Genomic DNA, 21,926 nt, shown 5'->3' with positions numbered 1-21,926 from the left:
GCCAGAATTGAATGGGAAGAAGCTGAAATAACAACAGATCTTGTCACATACAGAGGCAAAATAGCCCTGATGCCGACGGAAAATCTGCCTACAAGAGAGAACACTATGACAACTGCCTTTTTCAAAAAGAGCCTGATCGCTGCCGCCGTTACCCTGGCCAGTACCCAAACCTTCGCCGCCGCGTTCCAATTGAACGAACACTCAGCCTCCGGCCTGGGTCGTGCGTATGCAGGGGAAGCCGCCGTGGCGGACAACGCCTCCGTGTTGTCCCGCAACCCGGCAGCCATGACCCAGTTTGACAAGATGGCGTTCTCTGTCTCCGGTACCTATATCAAGCCGGACGTGGATGTAAATGGTGACATCTATGCAGGCTCCGCCAAGATGGCCGGTGCCAGCGAAAGCGGCATCGCGCCGAGCGCCTTCGTGCCTGCCACCTACTTCATCCAGCCGCTGAACGACCAGTGGGCCTGGGGTATCGGCCTGTTCTCCAACTACGGTCTGTCGACCGAGTACACCGAGAACTTCAACGGTGGCTCCATTGCCGGCAACACCGAACTGCTCACCTTCAACATCAACCCGAACATCGCCTACCGCGTCAACCAGCACTTCAGCGTCGGCGCCGGTCTGAACCTGGTCTATGCCAAGGCTGAACTGAACCGCCGCGCCGGTGTGCTGGCCGCCGTGCCGCCGCTGAGTGGCGTGCCGGGTATCGGCAAGGACACCATCGTCAGCCACCTGAAGGGCGACGACTGGGGTTACGGCTGGAACGTGGGCACCATGTATGAAGTGAACGAGAACAACCGCTTCGCGCTGACCTATCGCTCTCAGGTAGACCTGAAGTTCAAGGGTGACTACCAGGGCACCTCTTCCGGCTTCAAGACCGTCGGTGGCGAACTGCCGCTGGATCTGCCAGCCCAGGCCGAGTTCGCCGGTTACCACCGTCTGAACCAGCAGTTTGCCGTGCACTACTCCGTCAACTGGACCGACTGGAGCGCCTTCCAGGAGCTCAAGGCCACCAGCGGTCAGTGCAGCAGCACTGACGGTGCCGGCGTCTGCCTCTACAAGCCTGAGAAATTCAAGGATTCTACCCGCTACTCTCTGGGCGGTACCTGGTACGTCAACCCGTCCTGGGAAGCCCGTATCGGCTTTGCCTACGACAACACCCCGATCGAGCCGGAATACCGCAGCCTGAGCATCCCGGACTCCGACCGCGTATGGTATAGCGCTGGCGCCACCTACCACATCGACAAGGACATGAGCGTCGACTTCGGCATGGCCTATCTGGACGGCAAGAAAGTGGACGTCAACGAGAAGCTGGTCGAAAGCAACGAAGCCCTGCGCTGGAAAGGCACCTCCCACGGCAACGCCTTCCTCGCTTCCGCTCAGTTCAACATGAAGTTCTGATAATCAGCGAATTGACCAGAGCGCCTGCGGGCGCTCTTTTTTTATTCCGAATTCATGTTTCAGCGTACATCTGTAGTAAACAACTGTACGCTTTTCTTTTTTTATCAAGCTATTAGCAGTACATCCCCCAGCATTTAATCCCGTTTTCATCCCCTCGCCCCCACGCCCGTTGCCTTACTGGTCATACCATATAAAATCCTGCCTCCAACCATAAGAACGTTCGAACTCCAGGTTCATTTTCAAGGACAATGCAATGCACTCCATCATGAAGCCGTCTCTCATCGCCCTGCTGGTGCTGTCGAGCCAGGCCCAGGCGGCAGGTTTTCAGCTGGCCGAGCAATCCGCCACCGGCATGGGCCGCGCCTTCGCCGGCGAAGCCGCCATCGCCGACAATGCCAGCGTGCTCTCCCGCAACGCCGCCGCCATGACCCGTTTCGATACCATGGCCTTCTCCGGTGGCTTCATCTATGTGCGCCCCGACGTCAACATCGAGGGTACCACCCGGGTGCCGACTCCCAAGGGGCCGGTCAGCCTGGATGCGGCGGCCCACGACATCGCCGATGATGCCTGGGTGCCCAACGCCTACCTCATCGTGCCGCTCAACGACCAGTGGCGCCTGGGGCTGGCTGCCACCTCCTATTACGGGCTCGGCGTCAAGATGCCGGACAACTACAATGCCGGCCACTTCGGCAATGTCTCCGACATCAAGACCGTGGATCTGGGTGCGTCGCTGGCCTACCGCGTCAACCGCGTCTGGTCCGTCGGCGCTGGCCTCTCCGCCATTCAGGGCGAAGGGGAAGTGGGTGGCACCTTCCCGTCCAACAACCAGATCGCCAAGCACCTGAAAGGGGATGGCTGGGCCATGGGCTGGAACCTGGGCACCCTGCTGGAGCTGTCGGAGGCGACCCGCATCGGCCTATCCTACCGCCACGACGTCACCCTGAAGCTCTCCGGCGACGCCATCGGCATCGATCAGAACGGGCAGCCCTTCACCGATACCGGCAGCCTGGATCTGCCGCTGCCCGCCACCGCCGAGCTGGCCCTGTTCCATCAGCTGACGCCGGCGCTGGCGCTGCATTCGAGCATCAACTGGACCAACTGGAGCAAGTTCGTGCAGCTGGAATCCGAGCTCGATCACCACGGCGTCATGCACATCAAGGACGAGCACTGGGAAGACAGCTGGCGCTACGCGCTGGGCCTGACCTACCAGCTGGCCCCCCAATGGCAACTGCGCTCCGGCCTTGCCTATGATCGCAGCCCGGTCCCGGCGGATCGCCGCACCATCTCCATCCCCGACTCGGATCGGGTCTGGTACAGCGCCGGGGTGGGTTATCAGATCGATCGCAACCTTTCGCTGGATCTGGGGGTGACGCTGATCGACGGCAAGAAGGTGGACGTGAGCGAGACCATGCAGCTCAAACCCGGCATACCGCAAACCACCTCCACCTTCCAGGGCACCTCGGAAGGGGACGCCTGGCTGGCCGGTCTGCAGCTCAATTACCTGTTCTGACGCGGGCGGGCACCCTTGCCCGCCCATTCAAGCACTATGCCAGTTATTGACCGTTTCTGGCCTCCAAGCGCTGGCATAGTGGGCGGCTTCACAATAAAATCAATCCAGTACACACGCTGGAGAGATGCATGTATTCATACGTAGCAAGGCAGCCCATCCTGGATCGGGAGTTGAAGACCCACGCCTATGAGCTGCTGTTTCGCGACAGTCTGGATAACGTGTTTCCTCCCATCTCTTCCCAGCAAGCCACCGCCAGACTGGTGGTCGAACAGTTCCTGCAACAGAACATCGATCAGCTGCTCGGCGGTCGCCCCTGCTTCATCAACTTCCCTCACTCCCTCCTGCTGGAAGGGCTGGCCGAATGCCTGCCGCCGGAGAAGGTGGTGATCGAGATCCTGGAAGATGCCGATCCCGACGATGCGCTGCTGGCCAAGGTGAAGCAGTTGCACGGGCTGGGCTATCAGCTCGCTCTCGATGACTTCACCATGTCGCCGGACTGGGAGCGCTTCCTCCCCTACATCCACATCATCAAGTTCGATCTGCGCGCCACGTCGCTGCTGCAGATCAAGGTGTTCATCCAGCAGCATCAGCAGCTCAAGCTCACCTATCTTGCGGAGAAGGTGGAAGACAAGGCGGAGTTTGAACGGGTCAAGCGCCTTGGCATTGACCTGTTCCAGGGCTTCTTCTTCAGCCGGCCCGAAATGGTCAAGCAGGCGACCATGGAGCCGGCCCAGGTGGTGGTGATGCAGCTGCTCAACGTGGTCAACCAGCCCGAACCCGACCTCAACCGCATCGAGCAGCTACTGAGTCAGGACATCTCCCTGTCCCTCAAGCTGCTGCGTTATGTCAACCACCTCAAGAGCCACGCCAACCCCATCTCCTCCTTTCGCCAAGCCGCCGTCTATCTCGGCCACACCCAGCTCAAACGCTTCGTGACCCTGGTGGCTGCCACCAGCGCCGGCCACGGCAAGAGTGCCGAGCTCTATCAGATGTCGATGATCCGGGCCCGTTTCTGCGAGCTGCTGGCCCACACCCATGCACCAACTCAGGAAGCCCAGCAAGCCTTCATCACCGGCCTCTTCTCCCTGCTCGATGTGTTGATGGAACAGCCGATGGACAAGCTGCTCGGCACCATTCCACTGATCGAGGAGATCCGGGTCGCCCTGCTGGAACGCAAAGGCAACCTGGGGTTCTATCTATCGTTTTGCGAAGATTACGAGAGCGCGAACTGGCAGCGGATCACTGCCAGAACGGCCCGGCTCGGGCTCAATGAAGAGAAGGTCAGCCAGCTCTATCTGACCGCCACCGCCTGGGTCAACCAGCAGCTCCAGGCGATGGCGGAGACAGATTAACCCAGCTCGATGGCGACCGCCGTCGCCTCCCCGCCGCCGATACACAGACTGGCCACCCCACGTTTGAGACCGCGCTCGCGCAAGGCATGGATCAGGGTCACTAGGATCCTGGCACCACTCGCCCCCAGCGGATGACCGAGCGCGCAGGCGCCACCGTTCACATTGACCTTGTCATGAGGCAACTGGCAACCGGCCATCGCCAGCAGGCTGACCATGGCAAACGCCTCGTTGACCTCGAACAGATCCACTTCCTCCACCCGCCAACCCACCTTGGCCAGCAGGTCCTTGATGGCCCCGATCGGCGCGCTGGTAAACTCGGCGGGCAGGGCCGCGTGGCTCTGATAACCCACCAGTCGCGCCAGCACCGGCAGCCCCAGCTGCGCGGCAGTGTCGGAACGCATCAGGATCAGCGCCGCCGCCCCGTCCGAAATGGAGCTGGCATTGGCTGCCGTGATGGTGCCCGTCTTGCTGAAGGCCGGCTTGAGCTGGGGGATCTTTTCGGGCTTGGCCTTGGCAGGCTGCTCATCCTCGGCCAGCAGCAGGGTATCTCCGGCCCTCACCGGCGCCAGCTCCGCCGCAAAGGCCCCGCTGCGCTGGGCTGCCAGCGCCCGCTCCAGCGATGCGATGGCAAAGGCATCCATGTCGGCACGGGTCAACCCGGCGCGATCGGCGCTCAGCTGGGCATAATGCCCCATCAGCTGACCTTCGTAGGCATCCTGCAGTCCGTCGAGGAACATGTGATCGAGCACGCTCTGGTGCCCCATCCGAAAACCGCTGCGCGCCTTGTCGAGCAGATAGGGGGCGCGGCTCATGCTCTCCATCCCACCGGCGATCACCACGTTCGTATCGCCGAGCCGCAACCCATCGGCCGCCAGCATCACCGCCTTCATGCCGGAACCGCACACCTTGTTGACCGTGGTGCAGGGGATACTGTCCGGCAAGCCTGCCTTCAGTACCGCCTGGCGGGCGGGTGCTTGGCCAACCCCGGCGCTCAGCACGTTGCCCAGATAGGCTTCATCGATCTGCTCCCCCTTGAGCCCAGCTTCTGCCATGGCCGCGGTAATGGCACAGGCGCCAAGCTCGGGAGCCGTCAGGTTGGCCAGGGCCCCCTGGAAGGCCCCCATGGGGGTACGTTTGGCCGCAACAATCACGATATCCATCAATTGCACTCTCCTTGTTACATTGGAATAACATATGCTGCCACCGCTGAGGGAACAAGACTTGCGGGGCAGTTGACGTTTGGGTAAGGTGCCAGCCAGGATTGACAGCCAAGATAGCGCCATGAACCGAACCAAGGATGACACGCGGACCTACAGCATCAGCGAACTGGCCCGTGAATTTGATGTTACGACCCGAAGTATTCGTTTTTATGAAGATCAGGGACTTTTGAATCCTGCCCGGCAGGGACAGACCCGGATCTACAGTCGGCAGGACAGAGTGCGGCTCAAGCTGACCCTGCGCGGCAAGCGACTGGGCTTCAGCCTGGCGGATATCCGCGATCTGTTCGATCTCTACGATGCGGACAAGAGCAGCCGTACCCAGCTGCAGACCATGCTGGGGCTGGTGGCCGACAAACGGGAGACCCTGCAGCAGCAGCTCGAAGACATCAAGATGGTGCTGCTGGAGCTGGACGCCGCCGAGCAGCGCTGCCAGCAGGCACTCGCTCAGCTCGGCTGACGGTCACAACAACAAGCATAAAGAAAGGGGCCCGCGGGCCCCTTGTTCATTGCAGCTGGATTATTTGTTCCAGCGGTCCGGATCGTAATCCGGGCTGTAGCGGTCGACGATGACGGCGCAGGCCGCATCACCGGTGATGTTGAGGGCGGTACGGATCATGTCGAACAAACGATCCAGCGCAAACAACAGCGGCAGCCCTTCGATGGGGATCCCGGCTGCCAGCAGCACGGCGACCACCAGGAAGCTCGGGCCCGGCACGCCGGCCTGGCCGATGGCCCCCAGGGTGGCGGTCACTATGATGGCGGCCCAGGCACCCATGGAGAGATCGATCTGGTAGACCTGGGCGAAGAAGATGGCGACCAGGCCGTAATAGATGGCGTTGCCGCTCATGTTGATGGTGGCGCCCAGCGGCAGCACGAAAGAGGCCGTGGCATTGGTCACCTTCAGCTCCTCCTCGCAGGTCTCCATGTTGACCGGCAGGGTCGCCATGGAAGAGGCGGTGGAGAAGGCGACGATCTGCGGCTTCTTCATGGCAGACAGGTACTTGCGCACCGGCGTGTTGGAGAAGAGCACGATCAGCAGCGGATAGACCACGAAGGCGAAGATCAGGATGGCGGCCAGATAGACCACGAACAGCTTGAGCACCAGGGTCAGTACATCGAAACCGTAGGTGCCGATGGCATCGGCCATCAGGCCGAACACGCCGAGCGGCGCGATCAGCATCACCTTGTTGATCATCCAGACGAAGGCATCCACCAGGGTGTTGAGGCCATCCACCAGCGGCTTGGCCCGCTCGCGGGGTTGCTTGGCCAGGGCGATGCCGAGGAACATGCAGAACACCAGGATCTGCAGGATGTTGGCTTCGTTGAGCGACTGGAAGACGTTGGTCGGGATCATCCCGAGCAGGGTGGCGACCGCATCGGGCAGAGCGCCCTTGTCGGCATAGTCACCGGAGAACATGGAGGCCATGGAGCCGAACTCGACCCCGACACCGGGCTTGAAGATCTGCCCCATCACCAGGGCCAGCAGTACCGCCAGCGCCGAGGTACCGAGGAAGAAGGCCAGCGTGGTGACGCCAATCTTGCCCGCCGCCGGGCTGGCGCCGAGGTTGGCCGCCCCCGACAGGATGGCCACCGCCACCAGCGGGATCACCAGCATCTTGATCAGCTGGATGAAGAGAGTACCGAGCGGCGCAAATACGGTGGCTTGTTCACCCATGAACGCCCCTACCAGTGCCCCCAGCACCATGGCGACCACTACCTGGAAGCCAACGTTCTTAATGAGTCCTTTTGTTAACACAGAATGTTCCTTTAAGTAGCAAATATTCGCACTTTCCCAGTGCAATCAACCAAACAGGGGATGAACAGCTGTCCATTCCCCTGAGCGCGCGCTTTATCTCATATTTATTCGCTGTTTTAAATCGTCAAATCGTTAACGGGAGTTATTGATAAGTTTGCAACAAAGTAAAGATTCAAAAGGCTCACGGCGATTTTTCCCGCTTTATTCATGACAACTGGCAAAAGATTGTGCTACTTTGGCTGGGCAAACGTGCATACAGGGATGAAAACATGCTGAAAGTTAACGAGTATTTTGATGGAAATGTAAAATCCATCGGTTTCGAGCAAAAAGGCGACAAAGCCACCGTGGGTGTGATGGAAGCCGGTCACTACCAGTTCAATACCGCCGCCCCCGAGCGGATGACGGTGGTCAAGGGTGCGCTCACCATCCAGCTGGCCGACGAAGATGAATGGCATACCTATGAGCAGGGTCAATCCTTCGACGTGGCCGGCCACTCCTCCTTCAAGCTGGAAGTGAAAACCCCCACCGCCTATCTGTGCGAGTTTCTCGATTAAACCGCCGGCAACCCTTGCCTGAACACGCACAAAGGAGCAGCCCCCGGGCCGCTCCTTCTTTATTTGGCGCAAACTGCCCTCCTCTTTGCAGCCCATCCTTGCTTTCATTTGCGTGCCGCCATCACACCCCTCGGTTTTCCCGCTTTCCATCGACTACAAAAAATTTACAATATTTAGACGAAACCCATAATCGGAGTGGTGTCATGATCAGTGTCTTCGACCTGTTTTCCATCGGGATCGGTCCTTCTTCTTCTCATACCGTGGGGCCGATGCGCGCCTCCTACGCCTTTGTCACCGCGCTCAAGCAGCAAGGAGTGCTGCCCAGCACCGAACGGGTAGAAGTGGAGTGCTACGGTTCGCTCGGCCAGACCGGCAAGGGCCATGGCACCGGCAAGGCCATCATCCTGGGACTGGCCGGTTTCGAACCCGAGTCGGTGGACATCGAAGCCATCCCCGCTTTTTTGACCGAGGTGGAGCGCAGCCAGTCGCTGCTGCTGGCGGGTGAACAGCCGAGCCAGTTTGCCCGCAGCGGCGCCATCATCTTCAACCGGCGCAAGACCCTGCCCGCCCACTCCAACGGCATGACCCTGCGCGCCTTCGCCGGGGAACAGCTGCTGTTTAGCCAGACCTACTACTCCATCGGTGGCGGTTTCATCATCGAGGAGAGCCACTTCGCCAACGCCAAGGAGGAGGCCGCCCGCTTCGATGCGGCCCACCCCATCCCCTACCCGTTCGAGAGCGGCGCCCAGTTGCTGGCCCACTGCCAGGAGAGCGGCCTCTCCATCTCCGGCGTGATGCTGGCCAACGAGAAGGTGTTTCGCACCGAAGCCGAGATCAAGGCGGGCCTGCGCAAGATCTGGCAGGCCATGCAGGGCTGCGTCGAGCGTGGCTGCCGCAGCGAGGGGGTCCTGCCCGGCGGCCTCAAGGTGAAACGGCGAGCCCCGGCGCTCTATCGCCAGCTCAGCTGCGAGACCAATTTCAACAAGGATCCGCTGATGGTGATGGAGTGGGTGGATCTGTTCGCGCTGGCCGTCAACGAGGAGAACGCCGCCGGCGGCCGGGTGGTGACCGCCCCCACCAACGGCGCCGCCGGCATCATCCCCGCCGTGCTGCACTACTACGATCGCTTCGTGCGCAAGGTGGATGACGAGCTGCTGCTGAGCTACTTCCTCGCCGCCGCCGCCATCGGCATCCTCTACAAGAAGAACGCATCGCTCTCCGGCGCCGAGGTGGGCTGCCAGGGCGAGGTGGGCGTCGCCTGCTCCATGGCGGCGGGGGCGCTGACCGAGATCCTGGGCGGCAGCCCGGCGATTGTCGAAAACGCCGCCGAAATAGGCATGGAACACAACCTGGGGCTCACCTGCGATCCGGTGGGTGGTCAGGTGCAGGTGCCCTGCATCGAGCGCAACGCCATGGGCGCGGTCAAGGCGATCAACGCCGCGCGCCTGGCCCTGCGCGGTACCGGCGAGCACAAGGTGTCGCTGGACAAGGTGATCAAGACCATGTGGGAAACCGGCAACGACATGAAGACCAAATACAAGGAAACCGCCCGCGGTGGCCTGGCAGTTAACATTACCGAGTGTTAAAAATCGGTAACTTGCTCCATTTGGTTCCTAAATACCCGGCATTGTCGGGTATTTTTATGGGCAAACGCTTAACAAAATGGATAAGCATCAAAATAAATTTTATACTCGCCCGCTCTGATTCAACAAAAATAGATCTATTTCAACTTTTTTTGGGCTTTGAGCCGTTACACTGTGGTTATCTGGTTCATTGACCTCGGCGACGACGCCCTCGTCCCATGGATCACCCCGTTTCTGCGAGTGGGCATGGCGCCCCCTTCTATCCTGAGGTAATTGTTACATGATCAGCGTTTTTGATATCTTCAAAATCGGTGTTGGCCCCTCCTCTTCCCACACTGTCGGCCCGATGAAAGCAGCCAAACAGTTCGTGGATGAACTGCGTGCAGGCGGCAAGATCCGTGACATCACCCGGATCCAGGTCGATGTCTACGGCTCACTCTCCTGGACCGGCAAAGGTCACCACACCGATACCGCTATCATCATGGGTCTGGCGGGCAACCTGCCGGAAAATGTCGACATCGACGGCATCCCCGAGTTCATCTCCCGCGTCGAGCAGACCGGTCGTCTGCCCATCGGCCTGCACTGCCATACCGTCAGCTTCCCGCGCGACGCCATGGTGTTCCATGACGAAGCCCTGCCGCTGCATGAAAACGGCATGAAGCTGACCGCCTTCATCGAAGACGCAGCCGTCTACAGCAAGACCTACTACTCCATCGGCGGTGGCTTCATCGTTGATGAAGAGAACTTCGGCAAGGCCGACAGCGGCGACATGTCCGTCAGCTACCCGTTCAAGAGCGCGGCCGAGCTTATCGCCCACTGCAGCCAGACCGGCCTCTCCATCTCCGCCCTGATGATGGAGAACGAGAAGTGCTTCAATACCCCGGAAGAGATCTACAAGAAGCTTGGCAAGATCTGGACCACCATGCGTGAAGGGATCGAGCGCGGCTGCCGCACCGAAGGCGTTCTCGCCGGCCCGCTGCGCGTACCGCGCCGCGCCGCACCGCTCTATCGTCAGCTGACCACCAACGAGAACCTCTCCAACGACCCGATGAACATCGTGGACTGGGTCAACATGTTCGCCCTGGCGGTTAGCGAAGAGAACGCGGCCGGTGGCCGTGTAGTGACTGCGCCGACCAACGGTGCCGCCGGCATCATCCCGGCCGTGCTGGCCTACTACGACAAGTTCATCCAGCCGGTTGGCCGCGACGACTACACCCGCTTCTATCTGGCTGCGGCTGCCGTCGGCATGCTCTACAAGATGAACGCCTCCATCTCCGGCGCCGAAGTGGGCTGTCAGGGTGAAGTGGGCGTCTCCTGCTCCATGGCCGCCGCCGGTCTGACCGAGTTGATGGGCGGTAGCCCCGAGCACGTCTGTGAAGCCGCCGAGATCGGCATGGAACACAACCTGGGTCTGACCTGTGACCCGGTCGCCGGTCAGGTGCAGGTGCCCTGCATCGAGCGCAACGCCATCGCTGCCATGAAGGCGGTCAACGCCTCCCGCATGGCGCTGCGTCGCACCTCCAAGCCGCGCGTCTCGCTGGACAAGGTGATCGAGACCATGTACATCACCGGCAAGGACATGGACTCCAAGTACCGTGAAACCTCCCGCGGTGGCCTGGCCATCAAGGTGATGCAAGTCGCCTGCGAATAAGTCGGCGTGGCAACAATAAAAACGGCGGGAATTCCCGCCGTTTTTATTGTCTGTCATTTGGATATTGCGCCCCGCCTCGCCCGGCGAGTTCGCCGTATCCGATCGTTATTCCCACGCTGGCTGCTTGCCCACCGCGGCAAATCTGGCGGCACCATTATCGATTATTCCACGATACGATCGGCCAGGGTGCCCACCGCCACCACGAAATAGTGGGAGCGATTCCAGTCGCGCAGCACCCGATAATTGGGATAGGCGAGATAGGCAGCCCCACCCTCCCCATCGGGCTGCACCAGCGAGGCCTGCAGCGACGCCTGCGGCAAGTCTGCCCCATCCACTTTGCGCACTCCGAGGGCCTGCCATGCCGACAGCGCCCGGGTCTCCTCCAGCCCGATCAGCGCAGGATCCAGCCCTGCCGGCCCCCTCACCCGACGACCCCAGGTTTCATCCCCGTGCCAGCCGTTCTGATGCAGATAATTGGCTGCCGAACCAAACACATCCGCCAGATTCCCCCACAGATCCTGCTTGCCGTCCCCGTCCTGATCGACCGCATATTTGAGGTAGGACGAGGGCATGAACTGCACCTGCCCCATGGCGCCGGCCCAGGATCCCTTGAGATCGGCTGGCGCCATTTTCTGCTGCTCCAGAATGCGCAGGGCGTCGAACAACTGCCCTTTGAAGAAGGCTTCGCGGCGCCCCTCCCAGGCCAGGGTCGCCAGCGACGACACCAGCGGATATTTGCCGGTCAATTTGCCGAAATTGGTTTCAATGCCCCACAGCGCGACAATAAAACGAGGTTGCACATCATATTCCGCTCCTATTTTTGTGAGCAGCGGCAAATACTGACGATATAGCCGTTTGGCTTGATTGACTTTCCATTGCGGCACGGCGCGAGGAATATAAGTGGCGAGGGTCTGTTTAAATTCCGGCTGATTTTTATCGTGCCGGATGGCGACCTCGATCAGGTGAATATCGGCGAAGGCGGTGGTGACCGTCGCCGGCGAGATCCCGGCGGCCAGGGCCTCTTGTTTGAGGCCCGTCACATAATGTTCAAAATCGGGGCTGGCCTGCAGCGGGTAACTGATGATCCCGCTTATCAATAACAGAGCCAGCCGACCCTTCATTCCCGTTCGGCCTTTAATTGGGCCTTGTGTTGTTCCAGCAGGTTTTCCGGTGGCGGTGGCACCTGCAGATAGAAGCCCTGGCTCTGCAGCGCCTCCATCACCCGGCTGGTGGAGGCGATCCCCAAGGGCTTGGCTGGGTCCAGTTTGGTCATCAATACAAGTTCAGGACGGCCGAATGCACTCATCAGCACCTCGGGTACGCGGGAAAAATCCTCTCTTCTTTCAACAAAAAGATAGGTCTCGGCTTTTTTGCGACTTTTATAGACTGCACACAACATGGAAATTGATATAATCCAACCGGTTTATTGCCTCTGAGGATGGCAAACTATAACATCGGGAATTGAATAACAATAACGGATTACCGTCTCTGTCTCGGGGAAGATTCATGGTTGAGCGCGATAACGAATTGAAAGGGACCACCTTCACTATTTCTGTGTTGCATATCAGCGATGGCAAACCTGAGCGGATCCGCCAGTTGCTGGCGGCCAAAGTGGCTCAGGCGCCCCAGTTTTTTAATTGTGCCCCCCTCGTCATCAATGTGGAACGGCTCACCGATATCCCCGACTTCGAACAGCTCAAGGAGCTGGTGGAATCGGAAGACTTCGTGCTGGTCGGGATCACGGGGGCCCAGAGCGAGGTGATGAAGACGGCCGCCAAGGCGGCCGGACTGGCGGTGATGGCCTCCGGCAAGAGCCGCAAGGCCGAGCCGCAACCCCAGCCAGAGCCGGCCCCAGCCCCGGCCCCCATCGTCGAGGTGAAAGCCGTGCCGGCTCCGCTGGTCGCGAGCAAGGTGCATGTGGGCCCGGTGCGATCCGGCCAGCAGCTCTATGCCGCCGGCACCTCGCTGGTGGTGCTGGGTTCGGTCAGTCCGGGCGCCGAAGTGATCGCCGACGACAGTATTCATATTTATGGCACTCTGCGCGGCAGGGCCATTGCCGGTGCCAAGGGCAACCCCCAGGCACGGATCTATTGCCAGCAATTGCAGGCCGAGCTGCTCTCCATCGCAGGCACATTCCAGCTGAGCGATGCATTGCCGGCCGGCCTCATCCAGCAGCCGGTTCATGTCCGGCTGGATAACGAACAACTCCGTATAGACCGTATCAAATAGAGTTACAAGGAAGCGAGAATGGCGCGAATCATAGTCGTTACATCGGGTAAAGGTGGCGTTGGCAAGACCACAACCAGCGCGGCCCTGAGTACCGGTTTAGCTCAGCGTGGCCACAAGACCGTGGTCATCGATTTTGACATTGGTCTGAGAAATCTGGACCTCATCATGGGCTGCGAACGGCGCGTGGTGTATGACTTCGTCAACGTCATCAATGGCGAGGCCAACCTCAACCAGGCCCTCATCAAGGACAAGCGCTGCGAAAACCTGTTCATCCTGCCCGCCTCCCAGACCCGGGACAAGGACGCCCTCACCCGTGAAGGGGTCGAGAAGATCCTGGATCAGCTGACCGAGATGAAGTTCGACTACATCGTCTGCGACTCCCCGGCGGGGATCGAGGCGGGTGCCCTGATGGCGCTCTACTTCGCCGACGAGGCCATCGTCACCACCAACCCGGAAGTCTCGTCCGTGCGCGACTCGGACCGGATCCTCGGCATCCTGGCCTCCAAGTCCCGCCGCGCCGAGCGTGGCGAAGACCCGATCAAGGAACACCTGCTGCTCACCCGCTACTGCCCGACTCGCGTCAACCGTGGCGACATGCTGAGCGTGCAGGACGTGCAGGAGATCCTGGCCATCAAACTGCTCGGGGTGATCCCGGAGTCCCAGGCGGTGCTGCGTGCCTCCAACTCGGGGGAACCCGTCATCCTGGACAAGGAGTCCGATGCCGGTCAGGCCTATGAGGATGCCGTTGCCCGTCTGCTGGGCGACACCAAGGATTTTCGTTTTCTGGAAGAAGAAAAGAAGGGCTTCTTTAGCCGACTGTTCGGGAGTTAAGCATGTCATTATTGGATTATTTTCGTTCCAACAAGAAACAGAGCACCGCACAACTGGCCAAAGAGCGGTTGCAGATCATCGTGGCTCACGAGCGTTCATCCAGAGGGGGGCCGGATTACCTGCCCCAGCTCAAGCAGGATATTCTCGACGTGATCCGTAAATATGTGCAGATAGACCCTGACAAGATCACGGTCCAGCTGGACAAGAAGAGTGATGAGTTGTCCGTGCTGGAGCTCAACATCACCTTCGCCGATGACAAGAAGGGATGAGCTGACGCCCTATGCGTGACCCCTTCCCCCAATGAAGACCGGATCCTGTGCCAGGATCCGGTTTTTTATTGCCACGGCGCCGCCAGCCGTACTCGCCAAGCAAGCAGGGGCCAGCTAGAATACCGCGCGCCACCGGCCGGCCTTGCCGACGGGGTTTTTCTTTTATTTTCAGCTGGAACAGACCGCTTATGTCTTTGAACGACGAAATGCACAGCGTCGAGGAACTGCTCGACACCGCTCTGGAACTCTTCATGGAGCTGGCCTCCGACAACCTGCCGGAGCAAGAGATTGCCCGCTTCAATCAGGAGTTCAACGATCGCGGCCTGCTGGCGGAAACCGATCCGGCCGATGACTGGGAAGCGGACGTGGGATTCGAAGTCAGCGACGCCGACTATGCCGAAGTCTGGATCGGGCTTGGCAACGAACAGGAAGAGTACGAGCACCTGTTCGCCCGCATGCTGCTCTCCCGCCGTGTTGACGAGAAGTTCTGCCACATCGAATGGCTGCCCCAATAATTCCGGATCCCGATGATCCCAGCCACTACGTCTGGGAGCCAGAGCAGGAGCCCGACCCCGTACGTCCAGCCCTCGCCAGACGCCTGCTGAGCGGGCTCGGCAAACTGCTGCTGGCGGCACTGCTCAGCACCATCGTCTCGGTGGCCTTGCTGCGCTTCATCGATCCACCCATGTGGACCTGGCGCCTCGAGCGGGCGCTGTTTCCACCGGCCAAGGTAGCCGAGGTCAAGCACGACTGGGTGCCGCTCGAGCAGATCTCCCGCGAGCTGCAACTGGCGGTGATCGCCGCCGAAGATCAACGCTTTGCCGAGCACAACGGCTTCGATATGGATGCCATCAGCTCGGCGCTCAAGCACAATCAGCACAGTGAGCGGGTGCGCGGCGCCAGCACCCTCAGCCAGCAGACCGCCAAGAATCTCTTCATGTGGAGCGATCGCAGCTTCCTGCGCAAGGGGATCGAGGCCTGGTTCACCCTGCTGATGGAGCTGGGCTGGGACAAGTCCCGCATCCTCGAGATGTACCTGAATATTGTGGAGTTCGGGCCCGGCATCTACGGCGCCGAGGCCGCTGCCAGGCACTACTTCGGCAAACCGGCCGCCCGCCTGACCCGCTACGAGGCCTCCCTGCTGGCCGCCGCCCTGCCCAATCCCTGGCGCTATCGGGTCAAGCCTCCCTCGCCCTACGTTCAGCAGCGCTCGGCCTGGATCCGCCGTCAGATGGGCCAGCTCGGTCAGATCACCCTCAACAAGGTGCATCAGGCCGATTGACCAGCTGGCCGCCAAGGCTTAACTACTGGCGGCCGGGTCGTCTGCCGGCGGGCCCAGATGGCCGCCGATGGTGCCCCGATGCAGCGGCAGATAGTGCCACCACCAGGCCTCTCGCCGCCGTTTGATCTGCTGTCGCCTTGTCCGTCGTTTCATGGCACCTCTCCCTTGGCCATCCCCCTTCAACCATACCCCTTTGCCGACGCCCTTGCCCAGACCCGGCGCACCATGGCCACTGGTCTGGCCGCCACCGCCAATAATTGCTACAGTAGCGAACCTCGATGTATCTGGAGTGATTTCATGGAACAACGTACCCCGGATCAACTGGTCGAATGGGCCTATGATCAGTTTCTTGAGCAGGCCGCAGACATGCTGGCCCCCGAACAAATCGTCGACATCACCCTGGAGTTCGAACAGCGTGGCGCCGTCGAGGCGACCCTGCCCAACGCCGACTGGTCAGCCGAACTCGGTGTGCCGGTCGACATGGAGCGCTGGGTCGAGGTGTGGGTCGGCTTGCTGGATCATCAGGAGGAGTTTGAGGTGATTTTCGCCACCTTCCTGCTGCCCCGCCATCTCAATGAGCACGATGTCCACGTGCGCTGGCACCGCCAGCAACAGGCATGAAAAAGGCGCCCTCGGCGCCTTTCTCTTTTCTGTAAAGCCCCTCAGGGGCGGGCCGCAATGGCCTTGACCAGACAGCGGCGGCACCAGCAGGCGCTGGCCTCCCCCATGGGCAGGGCCGGCAACTGGCTGCACCAGCACTCGGCGATGGTCGTGCCGGCTGACACGGCGCAAAATGCCGGCTCACCGCAGCCGGGGCAGCGGTGGGTGCTGGTTGAACCGTCCAGCTGCGCCATGACCGCCAGCTGGGCATCACTGTCCATGGCGGACCAGCGACCTATCTCGGTCAGGGTACGGCCACAGCCGAGACAAAGGCCGTCTTTTGCCTGGCAATGGCCAATGCAGGGGCTCGGCACTTATTCGCCATCCGGCGCGTTATCGGCAGCCACGAGTGTGATGCAGTTGTCCTCGAGCACAATCTTGCCCTGCTTGTAGAGGCCGCCGATGGCCTTCTTGAAGGTGCCCTTACTCATGCCGAGCAGCTTGTAGATGAGCTCGGGTTCGCTCTTGTCACCCACCGCCAGGCTGCCGCCCTGCTTCTTGAGACGGGCCAGGATCAGCTCGCCGGCATCGTCCATCCGCGCCATGCCCGGCTTTTGCAGGGTCAGGTCCAGCTTGCCGTCGTCACGCACCTGCTTGACCCAGGCGGTCAGTGGCCGACCCGTGGTCACCCGGCCAAACACCTCGTTCTTGAACAGCATGCCAGCGTATTCGCCGTTGACGATCGCCTTGATGCCGAGCGGCGTGCGCTCGCCGGGCAGGGCAGTCACTTCGTCACCCGCCTTGAAGGGGGGCTTGTCGGTGCGCAGGAAGCGCTCGAGGCGGCTGGTGCCTACCATGCGGCCCTCGTGATCGAGCATCAGCCGCACCAGATAGACGTGGCCCACCTGCATCGGCTTGTTCTGCTCACGGGTCGGCACGAACAGATCTTTTTTCATGCCCCAGTCGAGGAAGGCGCCGATCTTGTTGGCATTGACCACCTTGAGGCCGACGATGTCGTCCACCATGGCAAACGGCTTGTCGGTGGTGATCACCGGCTCGCAGTCGGCATCCAGATAGAGGAAGACCTTGACCTCACTGCCCTCGGCCACCCCTTCCGGCAGTTGGCGTTTGGGCAGCAGCAGCTCGCCATATTCGTCGGCCGCAAGCCAGGCGCCGCGCTCTTCGAGCTCGACTACGGTAAGGGTGTTCATCTTGCCAATCTGTAGCATGGTGTTCTCTTCTTTCATTGTCCGGATGGCCAATTTTTCATTGTCCGTATGGGCGCGCATGTTACCCCAAGAGCGGTAACAGGGCCTAGTCCCTTGCCCTGTTCGCGGGTGATTTTCAGGGCCTTTTGGCCGCTTTACGGCGATATAATCGCCAGTCAGCCGCCCTTTAGCTGCAAATAACCCCACTTTTGGGTAGACTTCGCCGCTGTCAAAATCCAGAGGAACTGTCGATGAATCCATCCACTCGTACCCGTCATCTCAATCAATGGATCCAGACCCACAGTGGGCAGGACATGACCTACCCGGCGCTGCACGGCTTTTTGTGCGCCCGCCTGGTCGGGCCGGATGCCCCTGACTGGCAGGCCCCGCTGGCCGGTCTGTTGCCCCATGACGCCGAGCTGGATGAGAAGAGCCGCGACGCGCTGTACCATCTGATCGCCGAGCTGGAAGCCCAGGCCGATGAGGCCCAGCTCGCTCTGCCGAGCCAGTGCCGCCTCTCCACCGAGAGCCCGGAGCAGGTCTTCGAGCAGAGTCACCCGCTCGGTCAGTGGTGCTACGGCTTCAGCCAGGGCTTTGCCACCTGGCCCAAGCCCAAGGATCTGAACGACCCGACCACCCAGTACCGTTTCAGCCTGGCCGCCGAGCTGAGCCTGTTTCGCGACAAGCCCATGGCGCAGATGCTGCACTCGGCCGCTGGCAGCGACCTCCCCTTCATGGAGTTTTGCAAGCGCCAGCGCCAGAACATGAAGACCGCCCTCAACCAGCTGCTGCAACTGGACGAGTATCAGGCCGTGCCGAGTACGGAGCAGACGCTGGACAGCCAGCAGGCCGAGCAGTGGCAGCAGTGGTTCGAACTGGCCGACGCCAGTCGCGATCCGCACAGCCGCCTCGGCTGGTTTGACAAGGTGATCGCCGACGCCGAGCCGCTGTTCGACGCTGCTTTCTGGCAGCAGATTGCCGGCCATGGCTGGAGTGCCCACGAAGCGCGCCCGCTGCTGGCCGCCCGGGCCGGACGGGCCGACTGTCTGCTGCGCCTCGGCCAGCTGGAACAGGCGCGCAGCGAATATCTGGCGCTGCTCGAGCTGTGCGTGGCCGACGAGCTGGGTTGCCGCTATCCCCTCTCCAGCCTCTATGCCCTGCAAGGGGAGTGGCAGGCGCTGCAGGCCCTGCTGGTGCGCTTTGATGAAGCCTCCAGCTGGCTGCTCTACAACAAGGCGCTGATGACGTTTGTCTGCGCGGGGGCCGAGGCTGCGCAGCCGCTGCTGAGCGCCGCCATCAAGGCCAACGCCCATGTGCCGGCCTGTCTGCTGGGCCAGCGCAAGCTGCCCAAACAGGAGCCCCACAGCTGGCAGGCGGGCAGTCGCGACGAGGCGGCGCTCTACACCCTGCAAAGCCGCGAGGCCTGGCTCAAGCACAACGCCTTGATCTGGCTGCGCAAAGGCTGAGCCGCAGCCACAAAACCAGCCTCGAACAGACCCGGTTGCGGCGGATGACGTGCGCAACCGCACATTTCTCTGGTGCATGTTCAGACAAACGGCCTTGTGTTACGTATCATCAAGGCCAAAGTATCAAGAGAAACTGCACCCGATGCAGCCGTCACAGCAGGATGTCATATGTCAAAGATCATAGAGCTGCTTGCCCACTATCCCCCCTATCAGCTGGTTCACGCCGCCGAGATGGTGCGCGACACCTTTGAGCAGTTTTACCAGCAGCGCTATCAGCTGACGGTGCCCCAATGGCGCCTGATGATGGTGCTCGGCCCCAACTACCCCATCAGCCAGAAAGAGTTGGTCGAGGCGAGCGGGATGGACAAGGTGCGGATCTCCCGCGAAATTCACCGGCTGGTGGAGAAAGGGATCCTGTTCACCGAGAGCAGCGAACACGACAAGCGGGTCAGCCTGGTCTCCTTCACTCAGGCGGGGCTCACCCTGTTCCAGCAGCTCAAGACCGAAGCGGGCAGCTGGCAGCATACCCTCACCGACTACCTGCCGGCCGAGGCGCGTCAATCCATTCGTCTGCACCTGCAAAGCGTCAGCGACGCCATCGAACAACTTCACCTGCTGGATAGCGAGCGACCCTCATGAACCTGAACAACTTTGCCACCATGGACGTCAACATGCTGCTGAGCCTGGTCAACATGCAGCTGCGTGATCGCTTCGATGATCTCGATGATCTCTGCAAGGCGCAGGATCTCGACAAGGCGGCGCTGGTCGCCAGGCTGGCCAGCGGCGATTTCCACTATCAGGAAGATCAGAAGCAGTTCAGATAGGGATCCGGATCACAACCCGGCCCATGCCGCTAGCTCCGGCGGCAAAAGCTGCTATGGTGATGGCTACCCCGGTCAACTGACCTGCGGCAAGAGGTATGGATACATCTTGCTGTCACAGACCGCGGTTAGCCTTCTACTTACCAGCCGCAGCCAAGGATGACCCATGATGTTCCTGACCCGCCCGACCAGCCTGATCACCCTCTGTGCCCTGCTGATGATCAGCCTCTTCTCACCGCGCCTGCCCGACAGCGCCGAGCAGTGGCTCACCACCCTGCTGCTGGGCTCCCTGGTAGCGGTCTGCCTGATGGTCGGCAGCGGCTGTCGCCGCTTTCTGCGGGATTGACCTGTCCGGCCTCATTCGCCACAAGACCCCAAAACAGACAACGCAGCCCGAGGGCTGCGTTGTCGCTTTCTGACGTCTGGCAAAGTGCCGTCTTGATCAGAGTGCCAGCGTCTCCAGCTGGCCTTTGGCCTGCTCGATGCCCTTGGCCTGGGCATCCGGGCCCATGCCCATGCCTTCGGCGTAGATGAAGTCCACCTCCTTGATGCCGATGAAGCCCAGCACGGTGCGCATGTAGGGGGTCACCAGATCGGTGGCGCTGCCGACGTGCATGCCGCCGCGGGGGCTGATCACCAGGGCGCGGGTGTTTTCCACCAGGCCGACCGGACCGGTTTCGGTGTAACGGAAGGTAACGCCGGCGCGGGCCACCAGATCGATCCAGTTCTTCAGCTGGGTCGGGATGTTGAAGTTGTACATGGGGGCGGCAATCACCACCAGATCGCTTGCCTTCAATTCGGCAACCAGCTCGTCGGACTGGGCCAGCACGGCCAGTTGACGCTCATTGAGGTTCTCACCACCGCGCAGGCCCATGGCCAGCTCGCCATCCAGTACCGGCAGGTTCAGGGACGCCAGATCACGCACGGTGACGGTGTCGGACGGATGGTCGGCCAGGAAGCCGTCGATCAGGGCGTTGGATTGGGAATATTGACCCAGGATGCTGGACTTGAGTACGAGGATGTTGGCCATGGTGAAACTCCATTTGGTTGTCGGTTGAACAGCGGTGCTGTCGATGGAGGTCACTCTAAACATTGGGCTTCTATACAGATAGCGAAAATAGATGCTCAACTTATTCAAAATATTTGATGTTAGCTCACTCTCTCGCCAGCCTCCGCTCCCTCGCCCCGCCAAGGCTTGGCAGAACAAACGATTGCCGTTATGATCCGCCGCACTTTTTTCAGCGTTCCGGATCCCATGACACCCTCGCGCAGGCACTCTCCCTTTGCCGGTGCAGTCTGGATGATGGTAGCGGGCCTCTGCTTCGCCGCCGTCAACAGCCTGAGCCAGTATGTCAGCTTCAAGCTCGGCCTTCCTTCGACCCAGGTCGCCTTCCATCAATATCTGATTGCCCTGGTCTGCCTGCTGCCCTGGCTCATTCGTCACGGTCTGCGCCAGTCGCTGATGACCAACCAGCTGCGGCTGCACCTGCTGCGGGTCGCCCTGGCGGTGGTCGGCATCCAGTTCTGGCTGTGGGCGCTGGCGGTGCCCGTGCCCATCTGGCAAGGCATCGCGCTGCTGATGACGTCGCCGCTGTTTGCCACCCTGGGGTCGGCGCTCTTTCTCAAAGAGCAGGTGAGCCGGGCCCGCATTCTGGCGACCCTGGCCGGCTTTGTCGGCGCCATGCTGATCCTGGCCCCCTGGACCGACGATTTCAGCTGGGCCTCGCTGCTGCCGGTGGCGGCGGCCCTGTTCTGGGCCGGCTACTCCTTGCTGGTGCGCTATCAGGCGGCGAGCGAGTCGTCCCACACCATCGTCGTCTACCTGCTCATCTTCAGCACCCCGTTCAACGCCATGCTGGCGCTGCCGGAGTGGCAGTGGCCGAGCGAAACCCAGTGGCTGCTGGTGGCTGCCTCCGGCGTGCTGTCGGCACTGGCCCAGATGTCCATCGCCCGTGCCTACAGCGTGGCCGAGGCTTCGTTCGTGCAACCCTTTGATTTTGCCAAGCTGCCCATGAACGTGCTGGCCGGCTGGCTGGTGTTTGGCTGGGCGCCGCCCGGCCGATTGTGGCTCGGGGCCGCCATCATCATCGGCGCCATCACCCTGCTCACCCATCTGGAGCAGCGCGCCCACAAATCCGTTTCCTGAGGTACGCCATGCGTGCCTCTTTTTTTGCCCGCTATTCGCGCAAT

At 61.0% G+C, this 21,926-nt stretch carries 26 protein-coding genes; 18 read left to right on the top strand and 8 right to left on the bottom strand.

The genetic code is table 11. The annotated features are described in order from the left end of the window. Positions 1 to 105: 105 nt before the first annotated feature. The 3 genes from QLG02_RS05340 to QLG02_RS05330 all read left to right on the top strand — a co-directional run bounded on the left by QLG02_RS05340 (position 106) and on the right by QLG02_RS05330 (position 4,266). Positions 106 to 1,404, top strand: coding sequence for an outer membrane protein transport protein (locus tag QLG02_RS05340; RefSeq protein ID WP_085735028.1), 1,299 nt, complete (start codon positions 106 to 108; stop codon positions 1,402 to 1,404). A 253-nt stretch (positions 1,405 to 1,657) separates the two neighbouring features. Continuing rightward, positions 1,658 to 2,914, top strand: coding sequence for an OmpP1/FadL family transporter (locus tag QLG02_RS05335; protein ID WP_039214403.1), 1,257 nt, complete (start codon positions 1,658 to 1,660; stop codon positions 2,912 to 2,914). 128 nt (positions 2,915 to 3,042) lie between these two features. After that, the gene (locus QLG02_RS05330) at positions 3,043 to 4,266 is read left to right on the top strand and encodes an EAL domain-containing protein (protein ID WP_282464701.1); all 1,224 of its coding nucleotides are present in this window, start codon (positions 3,043 to 3,045) and stop codon (positions 4,264 to 4,266) included. Here the strand turns inward: QLG02_RS05330 and QLG02_RS05325 are convergent. Next, entirely contained in the window at positions 4,263 to 5,426 is a 1,164-nt protein-coding gene (locus tag QLG02_RS05325; protein WP_076360686.1) for an acetyl-CoA C-acyltransferase, read from the bottom strand. The two genes, QLG02_RS05330 and QLG02_RS05325, sit on opposite strands and share 4 nt — an antisense overlap. A gap of 121 nt (positions 5,427 to 5,547) precedes the next feature. Between QLG02_RS05325 and QLG02_RS05320 the strand changes: the two genes are divergently transcribed. After that, positions 5,548 to 5,943 carry a MerR family DNA-binding transcriptional regulator gene (locus QLG02_RS05320; protein WP_016350830.1) on the top strand — a complete coding sequence of 132 codons (396 nt, stop codon included), beginning with the start codon at positions 5,548 to 5,550 and terminating at the stop codon, positions 5,941 to 5,943. A gap of 60 nt (positions 5,944 to 6,003) precedes the next feature. Here QLG02_RS05320 and QLG02_RS05315 read toward each other — a convergent pair whose 3' ends face one another. Next, on the bottom strand, positions 6,004 to 7,242 hold the full coding sequence (locus QLG02_RS05315) for a dicarboxylate/amino acid:cation symporter (protein WP_011705999.1): 1,239 nt from the start codon (positions 7,240 to 7,242) through the stop codon (positions 6,004 to 6,006). A gap of 269 nt (positions 7,243 to 7,511) precedes the next feature. Here QLG02_RS05315 and QLG02_RS05310 point away from each other — a divergent pair, with 269 nt between their 5' ends. The 3 genes from QLG02_RS05310 to QLG02_RS05300 all read left to right on the top strand — a co-directional run bounded on the left by QLG02_RS05310 (position 7,512) and on the right by QLG02_RS05300 (position 11,030). Further along, positions 7,512 to 7,796: a pyrimidine/purine nucleoside phosphorylase gene (locus tag QLG02_RS05310; protein WP_010633884.1), complete on the top strand. Its 285-nt coding sequence runs from the start codon at positions 7,512 to 7,514 to the stop codon at positions 7,794 to 7,796. Between the two features lie 203 nt (positions 7,797 to 7,999). After that, positions 8,000 to 9,382, top strand: coding sequence for an L-serine ammonia-lyase (locus tag QLG02_RS05305; RefSeq protein ID WP_017408289.1), 1,383 nt, complete (start codon positions 8,000 to 8,002; stop codon positions 9,380 to 9,382). A 277-nt stretch (positions 9,383 to 9,659) separates the two neighbouring features. Next, entirely contained in the window at positions 9,660 to 11,030 is a 1,371-nt protein-coding gene (locus QLG02_RS05300; protein ID WP_011705996.1) for an L-serine ammonia-lyase, read from the top strand. A 161-nt stretch (positions 11,031 to 11,191) separates the two neighbouring features. Here QLG02_RS05300 and QLG02_RS05295 read toward each other — a convergent pair whose 3' ends face one another. Further along, complete coding sequence (locus QLG02_RS05295; protein ID WP_282464700.1) at positions 11,192 to 12,151, bottom strand: lytic murein transglycosylase; 960 nt, start codon at positions 12,149 to 12,151, stop codon at positions 11,192 to 11,194. Beyond that, positions 12,148 to 12,429, bottom strand: a complete 282-nt coding sequence (locus QLG02_RS05290; protein ID WP_011705994.1) for a YcgL domain-containing protein — start codon at positions 12,427 to 12,429, stop codon at positions 12,148 to 12,150. Before QLG02_RS05290 ends, QLG02_RS05295 begins: the two co-directional genes overlap by 4 nt. A 107-nt stretch (positions 12,430 to 12,536) precedes the next feature. Here QLG02_RS05290 and minC point away from each other — a divergent pair, with 107 nt between their 5' ends. The 5 genes from minC to mtgA all read left to right on the top strand — a co-directional run bounded on the left by minC (position 12,537) and on the right by mtgA (position 15,641). Further along, entirely contained in the window at positions 12,537 to 13,259 is a 723-nt protein-coding gene (gene minC, locus QLG02_RS05285) for a septum site-determining protein MinC (protein WP_282464699.1), read from the top strand. 18 nt (positions 13,260 to 13,277) lie between these two features. Beyond that, positions 13,278 to 14,090, top strand: a complete 813-nt coding sequence (gene minD / locus QLG02_RS05280) for a septum site-determining protein MinD (RefSeq protein WP_011705992.1) — start codon at positions 13,278 to 13,280, stop codon at positions 14,088 to 14,090. A 2-nt stretch (positions 14,091 to 14,092) separates the two neighbouring features. Beyond that, on the top strand, positions 14,093 to 14,359 hold the full coding sequence (minE, locus tag QLG02_RS05275) for a cell division topological specificity factor MinE (protein ID WP_011705991.1): 267 nt from the start codon (positions 14,093 to 14,095) through the stop codon (positions 14,357 to 14,359). A 188-nt stretch (positions 14,360 to 14,547) separates the two neighbouring features. Further along, positions 14,548 to 14,874: an HI1450 family dsDNA-mimic protein gene (locus QLG02_RS05270; protein WP_016350836.1), complete on the top strand. Its 327-nt coding sequence runs from the start codon at positions 14,548 to 14,550 to the stop codon at positions 14,872 to 14,874. Then, complete coding sequence (gene mtgA, locus QLG02_RS05265; protein ID WP_282464698.1) at positions 14,859 to 15,641, top strand: monofunctional biosynthetic peptidoglycan transglycosylase; 783 nt, start codon at positions 14,859 to 14,861, stop codon at positions 15,639 to 15,641. Before QLG02_RS05270 ends, mtgA begins: the two co-directional genes overlap by 16 nt. 18 nt (positions 15,642 to 15,659) lie before the next feature. Here the strand turns inward: mtgA and QLG02_RS05260 are convergent, their stop codons facing one another. After that, the gene (locus tag QLG02_RS05260; protein ID WP_256123504.1) at positions 15,660 to 15,794 is read right to left on the bottom strand and encodes a hypothetical protein; all 135 of its coding nucleotides are present in this window, start codon (positions 15,792 to 15,794) and stop codon (positions 15,660 to 15,662) included. A 144-nt stretch (positions 15,795 to 15,938) separates the two neighbouring features. On the opposite strand from QLG02_RS05260, the gene QLG02_RS05255 reads away from it, so the two are divergent. Further along, entirely contained in the window at positions 15,939 to 16,262 is a 324-nt protein-coding gene (locus QLG02_RS05255) for an HI1450 family dsDNA-mimic protein (RefSeq protein WP_016350838.1), read from the top strand. Positions 16,263 to 16,303: 41 nt separating this feature from the next. On the opposite strand, the gene QLG02_RS05250 is transcribed toward QLG02_RS05255, so the two are convergent. Beyond that, a complete protein-coding gene (locus QLG02_RS05250) occupies positions 16,304 to 16,615 on the bottom strand; it encodes a DUF1289 domain-containing protein (protein ID WP_282464697.1) in 312 nt (103 codons plus the stop codon). After that, a complete protein-coding gene (locus QLG02_RS05245) occupies positions 16,616 to 17,488 on the bottom strand; it encodes a S1-like domain-containing RNA-binding protein (RefSeq protein WP_039214397.1) in 873 nt (290 codons plus the stop codon). It lies immediately after the preceding gene. Between the two features lie 212 nt (positions 17,489 to 17,700). Between QLG02_RS05245 and QLG02_RS05240 the strand changes: the two genes are divergently transcribed. From QLG02_RS05240 to QLG02_RS05225, 4 genes are all read left to right on the top strand, one after another. Further along, the gene (locus tag QLG02_RS05240; protein WP_282464696.1) at positions 17,701 to 18,915 is read left to right on the top strand and encodes a UPF0149 family protein; all 1,215 of its coding nucleotides are present in this window, start codon (positions 17,701 to 17,703) and stop codon (positions 18,913 to 18,915) included. A 168-nt stretch (positions 18,916 to 19,083) separates the two neighbouring features. After that, entirely contained in the window at positions 19,084 to 19,554 is a 471-nt protein-coding gene (locus tag QLG02_RS05235) for a MarR family winged helix-turn-helix transcriptional regulator (RefSeq protein ID WP_016350842.1), read from the top strand. Further along, positions 19,551 to 19,739 carry a DUF4250 domain-containing protein gene (locus QLG02_RS05230; protein ID WP_016350843.1) on the top strand — a complete coding sequence of 63 codons (189 nt, stop codon included), beginning with the start codon at positions 19,551 to 19,553 and terminating at the stop codon, positions 19,737 to 19,739. The genes QLG02_RS05235 and QLG02_RS05230 overlap by 4 nt, the downstream gene beginning before the upstream one ends. 163 nt (positions 19,740 to 19,902) lie before the next feature. Next, positions 19,903 to 20,082 carry a hypothetical protein gene (locus QLG02_RS05225; protein ID WP_017408281.1) on the top strand — a complete coding sequence of 60 codons (180 nt, stop codon included), beginning with the start codon at positions 19,903 to 19,905 and terminating at the stop codon, positions 20,080 to 20,082. Between the two features lie 96 nt (positions 20,083 to 20,178). Here the strand turns inward: QLG02_RS05225 and QLG02_RS05220 are convergent, their stop codons facing one another. Further along, positions 20,179 to 20,766, bottom strand: a complete 588-nt coding sequence (locus QLG02_RS05220) for an FMN-dependent NADH-azoreductase (RefSeq protein ID WP_029302932.1) — start codon at positions 20,764 to 20,766, stop codon at positions 20,179 to 20,181. A gap of 225 nt (positions 20,767 to 20,991) precedes the next feature. Between QLG02_RS05220 and QLG02_RS05215 the strand changes: the two genes are divergently transcribed. Continuing rightward, positions 20,992 to 21,882, top strand: a complete 891-nt coding sequence (locus QLG02_RS05215; protein ID WP_042006472.1) for a DMT family transporter — start codon at positions 20,992 to 20,994, stop codon at positions 21,880 to 21,882. Positions 21,883 to 21,926 lie beyond the last annotated feature (44 nt).

The sequence above is a fragment of the Aeromonas sp. V90_14 genome, assembly GCF_029967615.1.
Lineage (GTDB): Bacteria > Pseudomonadota > Gammaproteobacteria > Enterobacterales > Aeromonadaceae > Aeromonas > Aeromonas hydrophila.
Note: the sequence above shows the minus strand (reverse complement) of the source record. Positions and strands in the feature narration are given on the sequence as shown.

What these genes read in the sequence shown, in the direction of transcription:
- QLG02_RS05340 (WP_085735028.1), top strand. Translation starts at nt 106, where the DNA reads ATGACAACTGCCTTTTTCAAAAAGAGCCTGATCGCTGCCGCCGTTACC.
- QLG02_RS05335 (WP_039214403.1), top strand. Translation starts at nt 1,658, where the DNA reads ATGCACTCCATCATGAAGCCGTCTCTCATCGCCCTGCTGGTGCTGTCG.
- QLG02_RS05330 (WP_282464701.1), top strand. Translation starts at nt 3,043, where the DNA reads ATGTATTCATACGTAGCAAGGCAGCCCATCCTGGATCGGGAGTTGAAG.
- QLG02_RS05325 (WP_076360686.1), bottom strand. Translation starts at nt 5,426, where the DNA reads ATGGATATCGTGATTGTTGCGGCCAAACGTACCCCCATGGGGGCCTTC.
- QLG02_RS05320 (WP_016350830.1), top strand. Translation starts at nt 5,548, where the DNA reads ATGAACCGAACCAAGGATGACACGCGGACCTACAGCATCAGCGAACTG.
- QLG02_RS05310 (WP_010633884.1), top strand. Translation starts at nt 7,512, where the DNA reads ATGCTGAAAGTTAACGAGTATTTTGATGGAAATGTAAAATCCATCGGT.
- QLG02_RS05305 (WP_017408289.1), top strand. Translation starts at nt 8,000, where the DNA reads ATGATCAGTGTCTTCGACCTGTTTTCCATCGGGATCGGTCCTTCTTCT.
- QLG02_RS05300 (WP_011705996.1), top strand. Translation starts at nt 9,660, where the DNA reads ATGATCAGCGTTTTTGATATCTTCAAAATCGGTGTTGGCCCCTCCTCT.
- QLG02_RS05295 (WP_282464700.1), bottom strand. Translation starts at nt 12,151, where the DNA reads ATGAAGGGTCGGCTGGCTCTGTTATTGATAAGCGGGATCATCAGTTAC.
- QLG02_RS05290 (WP_011705994.1), bottom strand. Translation starts at nt 12,429, where the DNA reads ATGTTGTGTGCAGTCTATAAAAGTCGCAAAAAAGCCGAGACCTATCTT.
- minC (WP_282464699.1), top strand. Translation starts at nt 12,537, where the DNA reads ATGGTTGAGCGCGATAACGAATTGAAAGGGACCACCTTCACTATTTCT.
- minD (WP_011705992.1), top strand. Translation starts at nt 13,278, where the DNA reads ATGGCGCGAATCATAGTCGTTACATCGGGTAAAGGTGGCGTTGGCAAG.
- minE (WP_011705991.1), top strand. Translation starts at nt 14,093, where the DNA reads ATGTCATTATTGGATTATTTTCGTTCCAACAAGAAACAGAGCACCGCA.
- QLG02_RS05270 (WP_016350836.1), top strand. Translation starts at nt 14,548, where the DNA reads ATGTCTTTGAACGACGAAATGCACAGCGTCGAGGAACTGCTCGACACC.
- mtgA (WP_282464698.1), top strand. Translation starts at nt 14,859, where the DNA reads ATGGCTGCCCCAATAATTCCGGATCCCGATGATCCCAGCCACTACGTC.
- QLG02_RS05260 (WP_256123504.1), bottom strand. Translation starts at nt 15,794, where the DNA reads ATGAAACGACGGACAAGGCGACAGCAGATCAAACGGCGGCGAGAGGCC.
- QLG02_RS05255 (WP_016350838.1), top strand. Translation starts at nt 15,939, where the DNA reads ATGGAACAACGTACCCCGGATCAACTGGTCGAATGGGCCTATGATCAG.
- QLG02_RS05245 (WP_039214397.1), bottom strand. Translation starts at nt 17,488, where the DNA reads ATGAAAGAAGAGAACACCATGCTACAGATTGGCAAGATGAACACCCTT.
- QLG02_RS05240 (WP_282464696.1), top strand. Translation starts at nt 17,701, where the DNA reads ATGAATCCATCCACTCGTACCCGTCATCTCAATCAATGGATCCAGACC.
- QLG02_RS05235 (WP_016350842.1), top strand. Translation starts at nt 19,084, where the DNA reads ATGTCAAAGATCATAGAGCTGCTTGCCCACTATCCCCCCTATCAGCTG.
- QLG02_RS05230 (WP_016350843.1), top strand. Translation starts at nt 19,551, where the DNA reads ATGAACCTGAACAACTTTGCCACCATGGACGTCAACATGCTGCTGAGC.
- QLG02_RS05225 (WP_017408281.1), top strand. Translation starts at nt 19,903, where the DNA reads ATGATGTTCCTGACCCGCCCGACCAGCCTGATCACCCTCTGTGCCCTG.
- QLG02_RS05220 (WP_029302932.1), bottom strand. Translation starts at nt 20,766, where the DNA reads ATGGCCAACATCCTCGTACTCAAGTCCAGCATCCTGGGTCAATATTCC.
- QLG02_RS05215 (WP_042006472.1), top strand. Translation starts at nt 20,992, where the DNA reads ATGACACCCTCGCGCAGGCACTCTCCCTTTGCCGGTGCAGTCTGGATG.